At 68.4% G+C, this 15,967-nt stretch carries 14 protein-coding genes; 6 read left to right on the top strand and 8 right to left on the bottom strand.

All coding sequences use genetic code 11. The annotated features are described in order from the left end of the window. Window positions 1-3 precede the first annotated feature (3 nt). Entirely contained in the window at window positions 4-1,011 is a 1,008-nt protein-coding gene (locus CJZ80_RS12250) for a Gfo/Idh/MocA family protein (RefSeq protein ID WP_094513644.1), read from the top strand. On the opposite strand, the gene CJZ80_RS12245 is transcribed toward CJZ80_RS12250, so the two are convergent. Then, a complete protein-coding gene (locus CJZ80_RS12245; protein ID WP_094513975.1) occupies window positions 972-4,211 on the bottom strand; it encodes a glycoside hydrolase family 15 protein in 3,240 nt (1,079 codons plus the stop codon). The two genes, CJZ80_RS12250 and CJZ80_RS12245, sit on opposite strands and share 40 nt — an antisense overlap. Window positions 4,212-4,384: 173 nt before the next feature. On the opposite strand from CJZ80_RS12245, the gene CJZ80_RS12240 reads away from it, so the two are divergent. Further along, window positions 4,385-5,119, top strand: coding sequence for a WecB/TagA/CpsF family glycosyltransferase (locus tag CJZ80_RS12240; protein ID WP_094513641.1), 735 nt, complete (start codon window positions 4,385-4,387; stop codon window positions 5,117-5,119). Between the two features lie 111 nt (window positions 5,120-5,230). On the opposite strand, the gene CJZ80_RS12235 is transcribed toward CJZ80_RS12240, so the two are convergent. Both CJZ80_RS12235 and tgt read right to left on the bottom strand, forming a co-directional pair. Then, complete coding sequence (locus CJZ80_RS12235; protein ID WP_094513972.1) at window positions 5,231-5,395, bottom strand: photosystem II reaction center protein K; 165 nt, start codon at window positions 5,393-5,395, stop codon at window positions 5,231-5,233. Between the two features lie 44 nt (window positions 5,396-5,439). Then, on the bottom strand, window positions 5,440-6,543 hold the full coding sequence (tgt, locus tag CJZ80_RS12230; protein WP_369803071.1) for a tRNA guanosine(34) transglycosylase Tgt: 1,104 nt from the start codon (window positions 6,541-6,543) through the stop codon (window positions 5,440-5,442). A 119-nt stretch (window positions 6,544-6,662) separates the two neighbouring features. Here tgt and CJZ80_RS12225 point away from each other — a divergent pair, with 119 nt between their 5' ends. Further along, window positions 6,663-7,454, top strand: coding sequence for an adenosylcobinamide-GDP ribazoletransferase (locus tag CJZ80_RS12225; RefSeq protein ID WP_094513968.1), 792 nt, complete (start codon window positions 6,663-6,665; stop codon window positions 7,452-7,454). Here CJZ80_RS12225 and CJZ80_RS12220 read toward each other — a convergent pair. Continuing rightward, window positions 7,426-8,592: a sensor histidine kinase KdpD gene (locus tag CJZ80_RS12220; RefSeq protein WP_094513963.1), complete on the bottom strand. Its 1,167-nt coding sequence runs from the start codon at window positions 8,590-8,592 to the stop codon at window positions 7,426-7,428. The two genes, CJZ80_RS12225 and CJZ80_RS12220, sit on opposite strands and share 29 nt — an antisense overlap. A gap of 395 nt (window positions 8,593-8,987) precedes the next feature. Between CJZ80_RS12220 and CJZ80_RS12215 the strand changes: the two genes are divergently transcribed. Then, on the top strand, window positions 8,988-9,359 hold the full coding sequence (locus CJZ80_RS12215) for a DUF3155 domain-containing protein (RefSeq protein WP_094513636.1): 372 nt from the start codon (window positions 8,988-8,990) through the stop codon (window positions 9,357-9,359). Window positions 9,360-9,440: 81 nt separating this feature from the next. Here CJZ80_RS12215 and CJZ80_RS12210 read toward each other — a convergent pair whose 3' ends face one another. Continuing rightward, window positions 9,441-10,049 carry an alpha/beta hydrolase gene (locus CJZ80_RS12210; protein ID WP_094513633.1) on the bottom strand — a complete coding sequence of 203 codons (609 nt, stop codon included), beginning with the start codon at window positions 10,047-10,049 and terminating at the stop codon, window positions 9,441-9,443. Between the two features lie 68 nt (window positions 10,050-10,117). On the opposite strand from CJZ80_RS12210, the gene purH reads away from it, so the two are divergent. Together purH and CJZ80_RS12200 are read left to right on the top strand one after the other, a co-directional pair. After that, a complete protein-coding gene (purH, locus tag CJZ80_RS12205) occupies window positions 10,118-11,683 on the top strand; it encodes a bifunctional phosphoribosylaminoimidazolecarboxamide formyltransferase/IMP cyclohydrolase (RefSeq protein ID WP_094513630.1) in 1,566 nt (521 codons plus the stop codon). 55 nt (window positions 11,684-11,738) lie between these two features. After that, on the top strand, window positions 11,739-12,197 hold the full coding sequence (locus CJZ80_RS12200; protein ID WP_094513628.1) for a DUF4079 domain-containing protein: 459 nt from the start codon (window positions 11,739-11,741) through the stop codon (window positions 12,195-12,197). A gap of 60 nt (window positions 12,198-12,257) precedes the next feature. Here the strand turns inward: CJZ80_RS12200 and CJZ80_RS12195 are convergent, their stop codons facing one another. The 3 genes from CJZ80_RS12195 to CJZ80_RS12180 form a co-directional block, all read right to left on the bottom strand. Continuing rightward, complete coding sequence (locus tag CJZ80_RS12195; protein WP_233133068.1) at window positions 12,258-12,899, bottom strand: DUF1997 domain-containing protein; 642 nt, start codon at window positions 12,897-12,899, stop codon at window positions 12,258-12,260. A gap of 226 nt (window positions 12,900-13,125) precedes the next feature. Then, the gene (locus CJZ80_RS12185) at window positions 13,126-14,322 is read right to left on the bottom strand and encodes a 4-hydroxy-3-methylbut-2-enyl diphosphate reductase (protein WP_094513955.1); all 1,197 of its coding nucleotides are present in this window, start codon (window positions 14,320-14,322) and stop codon (window positions 13,126-13,128) included. Window positions 14,323-14,444: 122 nt separating this feature from the next. After that, complete coding sequence (locus CJZ80_RS12180) at window positions 14,445-15,905, bottom strand: ammonium transporter (RefSeq protein ID WP_094513624.1); 1,461 nt, start codon at window positions 15,903-15,905, stop codon at window positions 14,445-14,447. Between the last annotated feature and the right edge of the window lie 62 nt (window positions 15,906-15,967).

Raw genomic sequence — 15,967 nt, 5'->3', positions numbered from 1 at the left:
GCGATGACGACGGATCCCATCACGCCGGTGAAGGTAGGGGTCATTGGCATCGGCAACATGGGTTGGCACCACGCCCGGGTGCTGAGCCTCCTGCGCGATGCGGAGCTGGTGGGGGTGGCCGACCCCGACGCCCAGCGCGGCCGCCTGGCGGTCGAGCAGTTCGGCTGCCGCTGGTTCCCCGACTACGGCCCGCTGCTGAGTGAGGTGGAGGCGGTCTGCATCGCCGTTCCCACCCTCCTGCACCACCGGGTCGGCATGGCCTGCCTGCAGGCCGGCCTGCACGTGCTGATCGAGAAGCCGATCGCCGCCACCCAGGAGGAGGCCAGCGCCCTGATTCAAGCCGCCGAAGCCAGCGCCCGCCAGCTGCAGGTGGGCCACATCGAGCGCTTCAACCCCGCCTTCCGCGAACTGCGCAAGGTGGTGGCCAATGAGGAAGTGGTGGTGCTGGAAGCCCGCCGCCATAGCCCCCATGCCGATCGGGCCAACGATGTGTCGGTGGTGCTCGATCTGATGATCCACGACATCGACCTGGTGCTGGAGCTCGCCCAGGCGCCGGTGGTGCGGCTGGCGGCGGCCGGCGGGCGCAGCGGCGAAGGCCCGATCGACTACGTCAACGCCACGCTCGGCTTCGAGAACGGCGTGGTGGCGAGCCTCACGGCCAGCAAGATGGCCCACCGCAAGATCCGCAGCCTCAGCGCTCACTGCCGCGCCAGCCTGGTGGAAACCGATTTCCTCAACCGCAGCCTGCACATCCACCGCCGCGCCCACGAGTGGGTGTCGGCCGATCACGGCGAATTGCTCTACCGCAACGATGGCTTCATCGAGGAGGTGAGCACCACCTCGATCGAGCCGCTCTACGCCGAGCTGGAGCACTTCCTGCAGTGCGTGCGTGGCCGGGAAACCCCGGCGGTGGATGGCCAGCAGGCCTCCCGCGCCCTGCTGCTGGCCAACCTGATCGAGCGGGCGGTGGATCAGCCGGCGCTCTGCATGGCCCTCGACGCGCCCATCTGAGCCGGGGCCGGTGCCCGGGGGATCACCGCCAGGTCGCGCAGGGCCAGCATCTGCCAGCGGCGGCAGGTGGCCGGTGAGGAGCGGTAGAAGAGATCCCAGGCCGACGCCTTCTGCTGTGGGTAGCTCTCGATCGGCTGGTGCGGATGGGTCTGGGCCCAGCCGGCCCGCACCGCGTAGCCGATCACCACATCGAGGGCCAGGTAGTCGTCGAAGCGCACCTGGGGGTTGGCCCCCACGAAGGCCACTAGCGACAGCAGTGTTTCCGTGCAGAGCTGCCGGTATTCCGGCGCTTCGATCTTGATCAGCAGGTGCTCCACCAGCGCGGCGAAGTTGCGTTCGCCCCGGGTCTTCTCCGACAGCAGCGGTTCGCTCTCGAGGCGGTTGCGGCGTTCCAGCTTGTCGCCGATCACCAGGCCGCGGCAATGGTGCAGCAGGTCCCAGATGCCGGCGTAAAAATCGCGCGGGACCCGCTGCAGGGCCCCCAGCCGCTGGCGATGCTGCAGCCAGCTGGTACCGCCGGGGGGGAGATCTTCCATCGGATCCGGCACTTCCCACTGCACCCGCCCCTGCAGGTGGAGCTGCTCCTTGGCCAGCAGCGCCTCGCGGGCGTGATCCACGTCGGCGAGCACGGCCCGCAACCGCCGCCGGATGGCATGGGGCGGGAGGCTGCAGAGCGTTTCGAAGGCTTCGTCGGGGGTGAGATCCTGCTCGGCGGCCAGCTCGCCGGTGAGCAGCAGCAGCAGCTGGCCCAACTGCAGGGTGAGGCTGCCCTGCAGCAGTTTCGGCTCCAGCCGCGCCAGGCCATCGAGGGCAAGCAGCAGCTCCTGCTGCAGCATCCATTCACGGCCGTCCTCGCCGCTGAAGCGCTGGATCATTGCCGCGATCGCCACGCTGCCCTGCGGTTCGGTGATCAGCGAGTCGCGGGTGTAGTTGCGGCCCACCACCAGCTGCTTCTGGTGCACCAGCAGATCGGTGAGCGCATCCTCCAGCTGGGGGTGCACCAGTTGCATCAGCCCGCCGCAGCGTCGCACCACGTTCCAGTCGCCCGTCATCAGTCCGCGGCGGTAGACCTCCTCCACCAGACCCCGCAGGGTCACCGGTCCGCTGCTGAACGGCCCCTGCAGGATGGCGTTGGGGCCGAGCCGCCGCACCAGCTGCTCCAGCACCTCGGCCTGTTCGGGCAGGGAGGTGCTGCTCCAGAGCCGGTCCGCGAGGACCGGCAGGGGCGCGTCATCCAGTTCCTGCTCCTGCTGGATCGTGAGCGGTTGCTGGCTCGTGCTCTGCTGAAGGAGTGGGGGGCGGCTGTTGGCCGCCGGCGCGGTGGCGGCCGGCAGCGGCGGCAGGGTTTCCCAGCCGGCCAGCTCGGTGAAGGCTTCGAGGCGGTCGAGCCGCACCGGTACCCCCTCCACCAGCCCTTCCTGCAGCCTTTCACCCAGCCGCAGCAAGGCGCCGGGATCCCTGCCGAAGGGCACCACGGCGAGGGGAATCACCAGCAGCGGCAGCCCCGGCCCGCGCCACTGGCGCATCAGCACCCGCAGCTCGCTCACCACCGTGTCGGCGAGCTGTTCAGGGTCGTCGGCCAGGTAGAAGGTGCCCTCCTCCAGCACGGCGGGCAGGAAGGCGATGGGGTCCTCGCCGTCGGCGCCCGGGCAGCGGTAGAGACGCGCCGTGGCCATGGTTTCCATCCGCACGGGCGGGTGGCCGCTGAGACCGAGCCGGGCGTTGGCGCCCACCTGCGCCTTGCGCCGTGCCAGCTGCTGGGAGCTGGCGATGCGCACGGCGCCATCCGGCCGGCTCACCGGCAGGCCTTTCTGCTCCAGGGCGTCGGCGATCTCGGCTGTGGCCGGCGCCAGGGCCACCAGCACCTGCTCCGCCCCCAGCGGCCGTGGCAGCCGCCGCCCGCAGGGGTCGATGTCCTCGGGCTCGATCAGGCCGTGCAGCAGCAGATCCCCCAGCCAGGTGAGGCTCTGGGTCCACAGCAGCGGCACGTTCGCGTTTGGCACCCGGGCCTGGCTGCCGGGCTGGCGCCGCTCTGCGGCAATCGCCTCCTCCGGCACCAGGTAGAGCTCAGGCAGCAGCGGCACGCCCTCCACCAGCACGCTCACGGATTCGAGCCGCCGGCGCCAGCGCCAGGCTTCCTCCCAGCGCTGCTCGCAGCAGGCGGTGACCAGCTCGTAGCCCAGGAACAGCGGCCATTCGCACTCGATGCTCTCGAACTGCGCCAGCTCCTCCCGTTCGTAGTGGAGGCGGTTGTGGTCTTCGATCAGGGTCTGGTGGCCATCGCGGCGAAAGCGCTTGTAGCCGTAGGCGCCGCCGAGCTCGCGGCGGATCTTGGTGCGGGTGCGCTCCACCAGCTCTTGCGTGTCCACCGCCCAGGCCGGGTAGCCGATCACCGCCAGGCAGGCGCTGTCCACCTCCTTGCTGGCCGATTCCCGGGGCAGCAGAGCCTGCAGGGCCCGCCGCAGCCGCACGATCGCGTCGTGGGGAATGTGCAGAAGGCAGTGGCCGTCGCCATGGGGGCCGTAGAGATCCAGCCCTTCGAGCGCCTCGAGCGCCGCCTTCACCAGGCCGATCGAACTGGCATTCCGCTCCGGTTCGCCGTGGTTGCCTTTGTCACCCCGCTCCCAGATGCCGTAATCGGCCACCCGGTAGGCGCGGGCCACGTAGTACACGAGGTTCTGCAGGAAATCCCGCTCGTGATGGCTGCGCACCACCACCAGCCCCGCCCGGGTGAGCTGCGCCAGCTGCAGCAGGTAGAGCGCCGTGGCATCGAGCTGCAGGTGGCCCCAGCCGTCATCCGGCACCACTGGATCGCCGCTGGAGGTCTCGAACTTGGCGTGAATGGCATCGAGGCGGTCGAGGCTGCGCTTGAAGCGCTCCACCTTGTGGGCCTGGCGCATCATCGCCGTGAGCAGGCCGCGCATCAGCTGCAGCACCCGCTGTTCCAGCTCATACACGCGTGTGCCGGCTCCGTGCAGGCGCCGCTGGGCGATGGCCAGCCCCCAGACGCACTGAATCGAATACACCCCGTCCCGCACCCAGGCGTCGCCGTAGTTGCCGTGCACGGTGTGGGCGGTGCTGGCGGGCAGCAGGCCGCTGATCGGGTGCTGGCGCACCAGCACCACATGGTCGATCTGGGCGTGGAGCCGCTCAAGCAGCGCTTCGGCCTCGGACCGCTCCAGCCGCAGGGGACCCTGCATCACCGGCGCTTCAGGTGCGGGCAGGCCATGGGAGGCATCGCCGCTGCTCCAGGTGTCCGCCGCCCAGCTCTCTGTCATTCCTGCTCCGGCTCCGTGCGACGGGAATCGCGGCGCCACCGGCACCGGTACTCTCCACTCATTCTCTCCCGCGGCCCCACGGCCCTCAGGCAGCGATGGCCACACAATCCACCCCGTTGGCTGGCCGGCGTTCCCTGGTGCTCGGCCTGCCGGTGGATGTCTGCCCGGATGTGTTCGCGGCAGCGCTGGATCTCCATGGTGCCGGCGGCGGCCAGATCGTCACCCTCAATGCCGAGATGACCATGGCCGCCCTGGAGCAGCCGGAGCTGGGCGCGGTGATCCATGCCGCCGAGCTGGTGATTCCCGATGGCGCCGGCGTGGTGTGGGCCCTGCGCCGGCAGGGGCATCGGGTGCGGCGCACGCCCGGCATCGAGCTGGCGGATCGGCTGCTGCAGCAGGCCGCCGAGGCCGGCTGGCGCGTGGCCTTGGTGGGGGCCAGCCCGCAGGTGATGGCCTCACTGAGCGAGCAACTGCGCCGGCGCCTGCCCGCCCTCCAGCTGGTGATGACGATCCACGGCTACCAGGCGCCGGAAGCCTGGCCAGGCCTGGAGCACGCCCTGCAGAGCGCCCAGCTGGATCTGGTGCTGGTGGCGCTGGGGGTGCCCCGCCAGGAAACCTGGATTCAACGCGTCCACCACGGCCGCCGCGGGCTGTGGATGGGGGTGGGCGGCAGCTTTGATGTCTGGGCCGGCGTCAAAAAAAGGGCGCCCCGGTGGATGGGCGCCCTGCAATTGGAATGGTTGTTCCGGCTGATTCAGGAACCGGCCCGCTGGCAGCGGATGCTGGCCTTGCCGGCCTTTGCCTGGGCGGTGATCCGGGAACCGCGCTGAAGCACCCCGCCATCGCCACACAGCCATTTGCCACGGCGATCAGCTGCCGCTAGCGGCGGAAGACCAAGTCGGAGAGGATGCGATCAGCGGAGCGCGATCCAGACAAGGAGATCAGCGGAAGCCCACCGAGGCCTGCCACACGAAGGCCAGCAGCAGGAAGAAGAGGGGGATGATCGGCAGGATGTCCACCAGAGGACCGAACGCCTGATAGGCCTCGGGAAGCTGGGCCAGGGTGGAGCCCGGCGCGGCGTTGGCAGTCGCGAGGGCGAACAGCATGGAGAAAGGCATCGCGGGCCTTGGAAACCTGTGTGGCTCGGACGCTACCACGTGTGCGCCGCCGGAGATCCCTGCTCCCACGGAGCGAAATCCTCTGAAAAACACCCCTCGCGGATCGCTTGTGCCATGGCGCTGGTGAAGCGCAGCAGCTGGGTGAGGTTGTGGAGGCTGAGCAGGATGCGCCCCAGCAGTTCCTCGCTGCGGATCAGGTGGTGGAGGTAGGCGCGGCTGTGGTGGGCGCAGGCCGGGCAGGGGCAGCTGGGATCGAGCGGGGTGTGGTCGTGGCGGAAGCGGGCATTGCGCAGGTTCCAGCGCTCGCCTCCCACCAGTGCGGTGCCGTGCCGGCCCAGCCGGGTCGGCAGCACGCAGTCGAACAGATCAATCCCCTGCGCTACCGCGATCGCCATTTCGCGGTAGCTGCCCACCCCCATCAGATAACGCGGCCGGTCGTCCGGCAGCAGCGGCGTCACCTGGCGCACGATGCGATGCATCGCCTCCACCGGTTCGCCCACGCTCACCCCACCGATGGCGATGCCGGGCAGGCCCATCGCCGCCACCGCCCGCGCCGATTCTTCGCGCAGGTGGGCATGGGTGCCCCCCTGCACGATGCCGAACAGGGCCTGATCGGGCCGGCTGTGGTGGGCGATGCAGCGTTCCAGCCAGCGGTGCGTGCGCCGGTTGGCTTCCGCCACATCGGTTTCGCTGGCCGGATAAGGGGGGCACTGGTCGAAGGCCATGGCCACATCCGCACCGAGCGCCATCTGGATCTCCATCGACCGCTCCGGCGTGAGCGTGATGCGGGCGCCGTCACGGGGGGAGCGGAAGACCACGCCGTCGTCGTTGATCGTGTTGATCGCCCCGAGGCTGAACACCTGGAAGCCACCGGAATCGGTGAGCAGCGGGCCGCTCCAGCCCATGAAGCGATGCAGGCCGCCCGCTTCCGCCACCACCTGTTCGCCTGGTTGGAGATGCAGGTGATAGGTGTTGGCCAGCACCATCTGGGCCTTGGTGGCGCGCAGTTGCTCGGGGGTGACCCCTTTCACCGTGGCCAGGGTGCCCACCGGCATGAAGCGCGGCGTGTCCACCACCCCGTGAGGGGTGTGGAAGCTGCCGCAGCGGGCATGGCTGTGGCTGCAGCGGTGGGACACCTGAAAACGGAATGGCGCCGCGGCCTCAGGCCCGGCAGCCTCGGGGGCGGAGCGATTCACGGCATCAGCGCGCGCACGGTCGACGAACCTAGGTGCTCCCTTCCGATGCGCTGCGGTTCGTGTCTTCCCGTCCGCCATCCCCGTCCGCCCCGCCGGCCTGGTGGCAGGAGCTCGCCGGTGCCTGGATCTTCTACAGCGTGCTGCCGGCCTGGCCGCGGGTGCAGCCTCGCTTTGAGCGCATCGCCCGCTTCGGCCCCTGGATCGGCGCCGTGCTTGGCAGCCTGCAGGGCCTGCTCTGGATCCTCAGCGATGGCGGGCTGCCGCCCGCGGCCCAGGTGGCGCTGGTGCTGGCCTGTGGCCTCAGCCTCAGCGGCGGGATTCACATTGATGGGGTGATGGACACCGCCGACGGCCTCGCGGCAGGCGAGCGGGCGCTGGAGGCGATGGACGACAGCCGGGTGGGAGCCAGTGGCGTGGTCGCGTTCGCGCAGGTGCTGCTGGTGCGCGCCGCCGCCCTGCTCACCCTTGCGGAGGTGGCCCCGGCGCCGTTGGTGGCGCTGGCCCTGATCTGGGCGGCGGTGTGGGGGCGCCTCGCCCCTTTGGTCGCCATCCAATGGTTTCCGTATCTGCGGCAGACCAGCGGCGGCAGCGCCGGCTTTCATCGCCAGCACTGGCGCGGCCTTGGCCGCGAATTGCTGCCCTCCCTGCCTCTGCTCGTGCTGCTGGCCCTGGCGTCCGGCTCGGTGGGCCTGGGCGGTCTGGGCGCGCTTGGCCTGGTGCCCGCGCTGGTGATCCCCTGGCTGCTGGGGCGCCGCCTGGGTGGGCACAGCGGCGACACCTACGGCGCCTGTGTGGAGTGGTGTGAAGCCCTGGCGCTGGCCCTCATGGCGTGGATGGTGGCGCTGGCCTGAGCCGGCCCACGGCAGGTGCGCTGCTGGCGGGCAGCTGCAGGCAGAAGGCATTGCCGGTGCCGGGCAGCGCCGGATCCAGCTCCTGCGGCGGGATGTGCAGGGTGAGATCACCACCCAGGCTGCGGGCCAGCGCCCGGGCCAGGGTGAGCCCGAGGCCCGTACCGGCTGTGCCGGCGGCCTGCGCTCCCCGCATGCCGCGCTCGAAGATCGCCTCCCGCTCGGCCGCGGCGATCGGTGCTCCACCGTCCCAGACGATCAACCGGGGCCGCTCGGCGTCGCCGGGGGCGTGGGCCACCTCCAGGCCGATCGGTGCGCCGGGCGGGCAGTAGCGAAAGGCGTTCTCCAGCAGGTTGGCAACGATCTCGGCCACCGCACCGCTGTCACCGAACCACTGGGGCAGGACCTCGCCGCCCAGCCAGCGACGGCCCTGCAGCAAAGCTGTGGCGGCGGCCCGTTTCAGCAGGGGATCGAGGCGCTCCGCCAGCGCCTGTGGCTGGCCCGAACTCAGGGAGGGCGGCAGCAGCAGGGGCTGGGGATCCTGGCTGCCGGGGCCGATCAGGGGCCGCTCGATCAGCCCATCGATCGCCTCCACGTAACGGTTGAGCTGCTGCTCTTCCGCCAGCAGGTTCTCCACCAGGGAGCGGTTGTCGGGGTCGCTCTCCAGGCGCCGCAGCAGCAGCTTGCCGAAGGTGCGCAGGGCGGCGAGCGGGTTGCGCAGCTGGTGCACCAGCAGCCGCAGATCCTCCTGGTTCCGCTTCAGCTGGCGCGTGAGCCGTTGCTCCTCCAGATCGAGGCAGAGCACTTCGGTGACCGCCTGGGCCGTGGCCTGCAGCCGGGGCGTGAGCGTGGGCGACCACGGCAGGGAGGCCGTTTCCACCCGGATGGCACCGAGCAGGAGCTGCTCGCGGCGCAGCGGCAGCCAGCGTCGCTCCGGGCAGGGCAGCTGCAGGCTGCGGTCTTCATCGACGGCAGGCAGGGCGGTGGAACGGCGTGGCCACTGGCCCACCGGCACCAGGCCCGGCTTGCCGCCCTGGCGCGTCATGGCGAGGTAGACGACCAGGGAGTGGAGGTCGGGGCGATCGGAAAACTGATCCAGCTGATGGGTCAGGAAGGCGGTGAAGCGCGCAGAAACCTCCATCAGCACTGAAACGGACGGGTTGCCGAAAGAAATTGCGATCCGATGATCCGGATTTCGGAAAAAGGCTTAAGATTTACGTATCGACCAATACTTCGCTGTCCGGGAGCGGATGGCACTGCGGAGGTATCGGCGGCAGCGGTTGCATTTCCCTTGCGACCGAGGCTACAGCAGAGGCTGAATCGTTCCTCTGCCGTTCGGCGACCCGCTCGGGTCCGCCGCGCCGTTATCCGTGTCGTGTTCGGGCGTGATCTGCCAGCAGGCCACCCCGTGCACCACCGCTCCCGCCCAGCCCTGATTGGCCGTTTGCTGCATCCATCCCGGGTGCGCATTCGCCGTGGCTCGCCTCGGCACGCCACAAAACCCATCCTCCTTTCCTCCCCCTCGGGAGTCGTTCCATGTCGAAGAAGCGCAAGCGGATCAGCCGCCGTCGTCTTGCCGGTCAGCGTGTGTTGGCCCATGTGCCCACCCACAACCTCGAAACCGGTGAGCACAAACCGGTCACGGCCGCCCGGCGCTTCATCGCCGAATCCGCGCTGGTGCCGCCGGCCCTGCTCAACGTGCGCCGCAACGAGCACACCACCGACCGCTTCTTCTGGGGTGAAAAAGGCCTGTTCAGCGCGCAGTACGCCGAGGAGAACCACTTCCTGTTCCCCTCCCTTCGCCTGATCGTCGATGAGATCGGCGAAGAAAACCTGTTTGCCGGCATCGAATCCAGCGCCGCCGACGACTGGGAGGAAATGGAAGAGTACGAATACGCCTTCGTCTGACTTTCCCCTGCGGGAAGGCCGCCCTCCAGGGGGCGGGCCTTCCCGCGATAACCGCCGCAAGGCCCCGATCCCAGGATCTGCTCAGGCCGGTGCAGCGCCGAGTTGATCCTGGAGAAACGTTCTGAGCTGCGGAAACAGCGCCGGATCGATGCTGTGCCCGCCGCTGAAACCCAACAGCTCAGCCTTCCCGCCTGCGCCCTGCAGCAGCAACTGCAGCCGCTCGCTGGCGGCAAAGGGCACCACCGGATCCTCGCGCCCATGGGTGAGCAGCACCCGGGGCAGGGGGCCTCGGGGCAGCCAGTCGGGGTGGGGATAGCCACTGCAGCCGATCACGCCCGCCAGTGGCAGGGTGCTGGCCACATCCACCGCCATCGCGGCGCCCTGGGAGAAGCCCAGCAGCACCGTGTTCTCCAGCGGCACCTGCTCGCCCAGTTGCAGAAGGCGCAGCTGCAGCGCTTGCCTCGCCGCCGCCACCAGCTCGGGCCAGAGGGGATTCTGCAGGTCGTACCACTGGCGGCCCATGCCCTGTGGGTGGGGCTCGGGGGCCCGCAGCCCCACCAGGCCAATGGCAGGGCCGGCCAGCTCCTGGCCGAGATCGATCAGATCATCCGCATCGGCGCCCCAGCCGTGCAGCAGTACCAGCCGCCGCTTCGCCTCGGCCGGTCCATGGACACGCTGATCGGTAGGCATCGGAGGGGTGGCGGCGGAAACAAACGGGGAGTTGCTGCGTAGGTTGTGGCAATCGCGTCTCGATCGACATGGCACCCACGGCGCTTCTGAGTGTGTCGGACAAACAGGGCGTGGTGGCGCTGGCCCACACCCTCCACCACACCCACGGCTTCCGACTGCTCTCCAGCGGCGGCACCGCCGCGGTGCTGGCGGCGGCCGGCCTGCCGGTCACCCGGGTGGCGGAGCACACCGGCTCTCCGGAGATCCTTGGCGGCCGGGTCAAGACCCTTCACCCCCGCATCCATGGCGGCATCCTGGCCCGCCGCGATGACCCCGCCCATCAGGCCGATCTCGAGGCGCAGGGCATCCCCCCGATCGATGTGGTGGTGGTGAACCTCTACCCGTTCCGTGAAACGGTGGCCGACCCAGCCGTGAGCTGGGAAACGGCCGTGGAAACGATCGACATCGGCGGTCCGGCGATGGTGCGAGCCGCTGCCAAGAACCACGCGGCCGTGGCCGTGCTCACCAGTCCAGCCCAGTACGAACCGTTCCTCGCCGCCCTGGCGGCCGGCGCGCTCGACGACGCGCTGCGCCAGCGCCTCGCTCTGGAGGCCTTCCGCCACACCGCCGCCTATGACGCGGCCATCAGCGCCTGGCTGGAAAGCCGCCTGGAGGCCGCTGCGCCGCCCCAGTCGCTGGCCATCGAGCTGCCCCTCCAGCAGACCCTTCGTTACGGGGAGAACCCCCACCAGCAGGCGTCCTGGTTCTCCGCTCCCGCCGCCGGCTGGGGCGCGGCGCGCCAGCTGCAGGGCAAGGAGCTGAGCATGAACAACCTGCTGGATCTCGAAGCCGCCCTCGCCACCGTGCGGGAGTTCGGCTACACCGACCTGGCCCAGGGCACGGCCGCTGAGACGCCGGCCGCCGTGGTGGTGAAGCACACCAATCCCTGCGGCGTGGCGGTCGCCGCCGATGGGGCGATGGCCCTGCGGCGGGCCCTCGACGCCGATCGCACCTCGGCCTTCGGCGGCATCGTGGCGCTCAACACACCGGTGGATCAGGCGGCCGCCGAGCTGCTCACCGGCCTGTTCCTGGAGTGTGTGGTGGCACCGGGCTACAGCCCGGAGGCCCGCGAGCAGCTGGGCACCAAGGCCAATCTGCGCCTGCTGGAGCTCGATGCAGCCGCGATCGCCCGGGCCCCCCGCCACCAGTGGCGCAGCGTGCTGGGTGGGCTGCTCCAGCAGGACCTTGACGATCAACCGGTGGACGAAGCCGAGTGGCAGGTGGTGACGGGCAGGGCGCCGACGGCCGCCGAGCTGGACGACCTGCGCTTCGCCTGGCGGTTGGTGCGTCATGTGCGCTCCAACGCGATTGTGGTGGCCAGCGATGGGGCCAGCCTCGGCATCGGTGCGGGCCAGATGAATCGGGTGGGATCGGCGCGGCTCGCGCTGGAGGCGGCGGCAGAGGCGGCCCGGGGGGCGGTGCTGGCCAGCGATGGCTTCTTCCCCTTCGACGACACCGTGCGCCTGGCTGCCCGCCATGGCATCACGGCGGTGATCCAGCCGGGCGGCAGCCTGCGCGATGGCGATTCGATCCGGGCCTGCGAGGAGCTCGGTCTGGCGATGGTCACCACCGGACGTCGCCACTTCCTCCACTGAACGGACGGGACGACACCGTGAGTTGTAGCTTCGCAACGTCACCGTTCTCACTGCGATGCCGGACGCCCTGGCTTTCAATCTCAACTTCCTGCATCCCCTGCTGATGTGGGCGCTGCTGGCACTCTTCGGCTACGCCCTCTATCTGGGGGTGAAGGCTAAGAAGACCCGCACCGCTGAACCGGAACAGCGCAAGGAGTTGATCAAGGGCAAGTTCGCCCAGCGCCACTTCCAGATCGGCAGCCTGGTGCTGGCCTTGATGGTGCTCGGCAGCTTCGGCGGCATGGCCGTCACCTACATCAACAACGGCAAGCTGTTCGTGGGGCCGCACCTGCTGGCGGGCATCTCCATGGTGAGCCTGATCGCCGTGGCCGCCGCCTTCGCTCCCGCCATGCAGAAGGGCAACATGCTCGCCCGCAAGGCGCATGTGGGCCTGAACATGACCGTCATGTCGCTGTTCCTGTGGCAAGCGGTCAGCGGCATGCAGATCGTCAACAAGATCTGGACAAGCCGCTGAGGGCACACGGATTCTGAGCCCTGAGCCGCTGTGGGCCTCTCCGGCCGCAATGCCAGGCGCTCAGAAACGCGCCTGACGCCGTGGCGGGCAGGTGAGCTCATGGGTGGCGTGGAAATCCTCCTGCACCTTCCAGGTGAGCTTGCGCGAGATCTGCCGCACGATCTGGCGCAACAGGTGATCGCCGCTGGATTGCACCAGCCCTTCAGGCAGCAGGCCGATCACGGCGGGCAGCCGGATCCACACGCTCAGATCCAGGGTCCAGCGCACCATGGTGGCGAGCGCCTGATCGCCTTCGCCGCGCTCAAGCTGCAGCGAGGCGTTGAAGGCCACGTCGTAGATCTGCTGCAGGGCGGGGTCGCCTTCCGGCAGAGGGATCGTCACGATCCGGTAGACCCCTTCGCTCTGTGGCAGCAGCTCCAGCCCGATCGTGGGCTCCACTTCGAAGCCGAAGTTGCCGAAGCGGCCCAGGGTGAGCGCATAGCCGTTGTGCCCGAGCGGCAACACCTGCATCGGAGCCGCGCAGCGGCGGAACCAGCCGTCGTGATGGTCGAGGTAGGTGGCAACGGTGCGTGGCTCCGCACGCATTTCCATCAGGTCGGCGAAGACGCTCGTGTAGCACCGGATGCGTGCATCGTCCCCGTTGCGTAACTGGGAAACGGGCGCGACAGCGTCGGACAGATGGCGGGGCTGGGTGAAGGTCAAAGGATTGGACCTACCGGAGGCCGGAGTGGATGAACTGTTTCTGGTTGTCACAGGCAACCGTAAATCGCAGCGTCCGGCTGATACGCAGCCGATGTGACAGCAAGCTGGGATGCCTCCGTGTCATGGAGAAGGGCACGTTCCTGGGTGCTGCCGTTCCTGGCGCTGACGCCGCTGGCACGGGTGCGGGTGGCACGGTGCAAGGCGGCAGGGAGGCCGTCAAGGGTGCTCAGGGCTCGCACAGCTCCATCAGGTGACGGATCACATCCTCCACCACCCGGTCGGGGGTGGAGGCTCCGGAGGTGATTCCCACTTTCAGCGGCCCCTCCGGCAGGAAGGGGGACACGCTCTCCAGTTCGCCGCCCAGGGGCTTGTGCTCAATCTGATTGCCGGGGCCGATCCGCTCGGGCGTGTCGATGTGGAAGGAGCGGATGCCGCGGCTGATGGCGATCTCCTGCAGGTGGGTGGTGTTCGAGGAGTTGTAGCCGCCGATCACCACCAGCAGATCCAGTGGTTCGTCCACCAGCGAGAACATGGCGTCCTGCCGCTCCTGGGTGGCGTCGCAGATCGTGTTGAAGGCCAGGAAGTGATCGTTGAGGGCGGTGGGGCCGTAGCGGGCCAGCATCGTGCGCTCAAACATGCGTCCGATGTCCTCGGTTTCGCTCTTGAGCATGGTGGTCTGGTTGGCCACCCCCACCCGATCGAGGTCGCGGTCGGGGTCGAAGCCAGGCGAGCAGGCCTTGGCGAACCGTTCCATGAAGGCCTCGCGATCGCCGCGGCCGAGGATGTAGTCGCAGACCATCTGGGCTTCGGCGGTGTCGAGCACCACCAGGTAGGTGCCGGCGAAGGAGCTGGTGGCAAGGGTTTCCTCGTGCTTCACCTTGCCGTGAATGATCGAGGTGAAGGCCTGCTTCTTGTGCTTCTCCACCGTGTTCCACACCTTCGACACCCAGGGGCAGGTGGTGTCGACGATGTGGCAGCCCCGCTCATTGAGCAGCTGCATCTCCTGCACCGTGGCGCCGAAGGCCGGCAGGATCACCACATCGCCGGTGCCTACCTCAGAGAAATCCTTGACGCCTTCCTCCACCTGAATGAACTGCACGTTCATCTGGCGCAGGTGGTCGTTCACCGACGGGTTGTGGATGATCTCGTTGGTGATCCAGATCCGCTCGCTCGGGTAGTGACGCCGCGTTTCGTAGGCCATCGCCACCGCCCGCTCCACGCCCCAGCAGAAGCCGAAGGCTTCGGCCAGCTTGATCGTGAGGCGCCCATGGCGCAGCTCATAGCCCTGCTCGCGGATCGTGGCGATCAACGCGCTCTGATAGGCCTGCTCGAGGCTGCCGGCCACCTCTTCGGCCCGGCCGAAGCCGCGGCGGTTGTAGCGCTCCGAATGGTGCAGCGAGCGCTTGAAGGCACGGGTGTCCACGGCATCGCCCCACATCGCTGACGACTCTATGGGCGGACCCGAGCCATTGACGACAAAAAACCCACGGGGTGAGCCGTGGGTGAGAGCGGGCAGGCAAGCTGCCTCACCTTGGTGAGAGCAGTTCAGCTGGTCGTTGAAACGAAGTCGGGGTAGGCCTCCATGCCGTGTTCCCCGATGTCGAGTCCTTCCTCCTCTTCCGCTTCCGTCACTCGAATGCCGCCACTGACACCGCCGAGCACGGACCAGACGATCCAGGAGGTGACGAGGGCGAAGATGATATAGCAGACCGAGCCCAGGATCTGCAGGCCGAGGAGCCCGAAGCCACCGCCGAAGAAGAGACCTGCGTCTTTGTTGAACAGGCCCACGGCGAGGGTGCCCCAGATGCCGCAGGTGCCGTGAACCGACCAGGCACCCACGGGATCATCGATGCCGAGGCCGTCGAGGATGCTCACGGAGTAAACCACAATCGCGCCAGCGATGAAGCCGACGATCCAGGCACCGGCCATTCCGTAAGCATCGCAACCCGCGGTGATGCCCACCAGGCCGGCGAGGATGCCGTTGATTGTCATGGTGAGGTCAGGCTTGCCCGACTGCAGCTGGGAAACCACCGTGCCGGCGATGCCGCCGCCGGCGGCACCAAGGGTGGTGGTGACAGCGATGTAGGGAACGGCTTCTGTCATGGAAAGGACGGAGCCGGGGTTGAAGCCGTACCAGCCGATCCAGAGAATCAGGCAACCGAGGGTGGCGATGGCCAGGTTGTGGCCAGGGATGGCCTTGACTTTGCCATCAACGAACTTGCCGATCCTGGGGCCGAGGATGATCGCCCCGGTGAGGCCAGCACAAGCACCAACCGTGTGGACGAGGGTGGAGCCGGCGAAGTCGATGAAACCGAGTTTGTTGAGCCAGCCTTCGGCGTTCCACTTCCAGCTTCCGGCGATCGGGTAGATGAAACCCACCAGCACCAGGGAGAAGATCACGAACTCGAAGAACTTGATGCGCTCGGCCACCAGGCCGGAAACAATCGTGGCCGAGGTGCCGGCGAAGGCCACCTGAAAGAGGAAGTCGACACTGGGAACCAGAGCGCCATCGGTGACCATCGCCGGAGTGACGGTGGGATCAAAGAACAGGCCGAGGTGGCCACCCTTGCCGTAGAAGAGCCAACCGGGCACCACGGCCGAGCCGTACATCAGCGAATACCCGATCAGCCAGTAGGCACTCGCCGCCAGGGCGAACACGATCAGGTTCTTGGCCAGGATGTTGGTGGCGTTCTTCTGGCGGCAAAGCCCGGCTTCCACCATGGCGAAACCGGCGTTCATGAAGATCACCAGGATCGAGGCGATCAGCAGCCAGAGGTTGTTGATCAGGAAGGCAGGGGTGAGATCAGGCAGCTCTGCGGCATGAGCCGAAAGATTGAATACACCAAGACCGAAGAGCGCCAGCGGAACGCAGGCCATCCAGGTGAGGGTGCGGGAACTGCTCATGCCACTGATGCGACGCAGCAGCAGTGGGGGAGCTTCGAGCAGGCTCGCCTCCGACAGGCGCTTGGGGCGCCGTTGTCGAGGGGGTTGGGTTGCAATGGTCATGTAAGAAAAGACCAGGAGGGTTGTCGGAAGTGGATGACGCTCGGAAGCGCGTCCCTGGCCGC

It is taken from the genome of Synechococcus sp. MW101C3 (genome assembly GCF_002252635.1).
Classification (GTDB): Bacteria; Cyanobacteriota; Cyanobacteriia; order PCC-6307; family Cyanobiaceae; genus MW101C3.
Note: the sequence above shows the minus strand (reverse complement) of the source record. Positions and strands in the feature narration are given on the sequence as shown.

Coding starts and splice junctions, on each gene's coding strand:
- CJZ80_RS12250 (WP_094513644.1), top strand. CDS start 4: ATGACGACGGATCCCATCACGCCGGTGAAGGTAGGGGTCATTGGCATC.
- CJZ80_RS12245 (WP_094513975.1), bottom strand. CDS start 4,211: ATGCAGGGTCCCCTGCGGCTGGAGCGGTCCGAGGCCGAAGCGCTGCTT.
- CJZ80_RS12240 (WP_094513641.1), top strand. CDS start 4,385: ATGGCCACACAATCCACCCCGTTGGCTGGCCGGCGTTCCCTGGTGCTC.
- CJZ80_RS12235 (WP_094513972.1), bottom strand. CDS start 5,395: ATGCTGTTCGCCCTCGCGACTGCCAACGCCGCGCCGGGCTCCACCCTG.
- CJZ80_RS12220 (WP_094513963.1), bottom strand. CDS start 8,592: ATGGAGGTTTCTGCGCGCTTCACCGCCTTCCTGACCCATCAGCTGGAT.
- CJZ80_RS12215 (WP_094513636.1), top strand. CDS start 8,988: ATGTCGAAGAAGCGCAAGCGGATCAGCCGCCGTCGTCTTGCCGGTCAG.
- CJZ80_RS12210 (WP_094513633.1), bottom strand. CDS start 10,049: ATGCCTACCGATCAGCGTGTCCATGGACCGGCCGAGGCGAAGCGGCGG.
- purH (WP_094513630.1), top strand. CDS start 10,118: ATGGCACCCACGGCGCTTCTGAGTGTGTCGGACAAACAGGGCGTGGTG.
- CJZ80_RS12200 (WP_094513628.1), top strand. CDS start 11,739: ATGCCGGACGCCCTGGCTTTCAATCTCAACTTCCTGCATCCCCTGCTG.
- CJZ80_RS12180 (WP_094513624.1), bottom strand. CDS start 15,905: ATGACCATTGCAACCCAACCCCCTCGACAACGGCGCCCCAAGCGCCTG.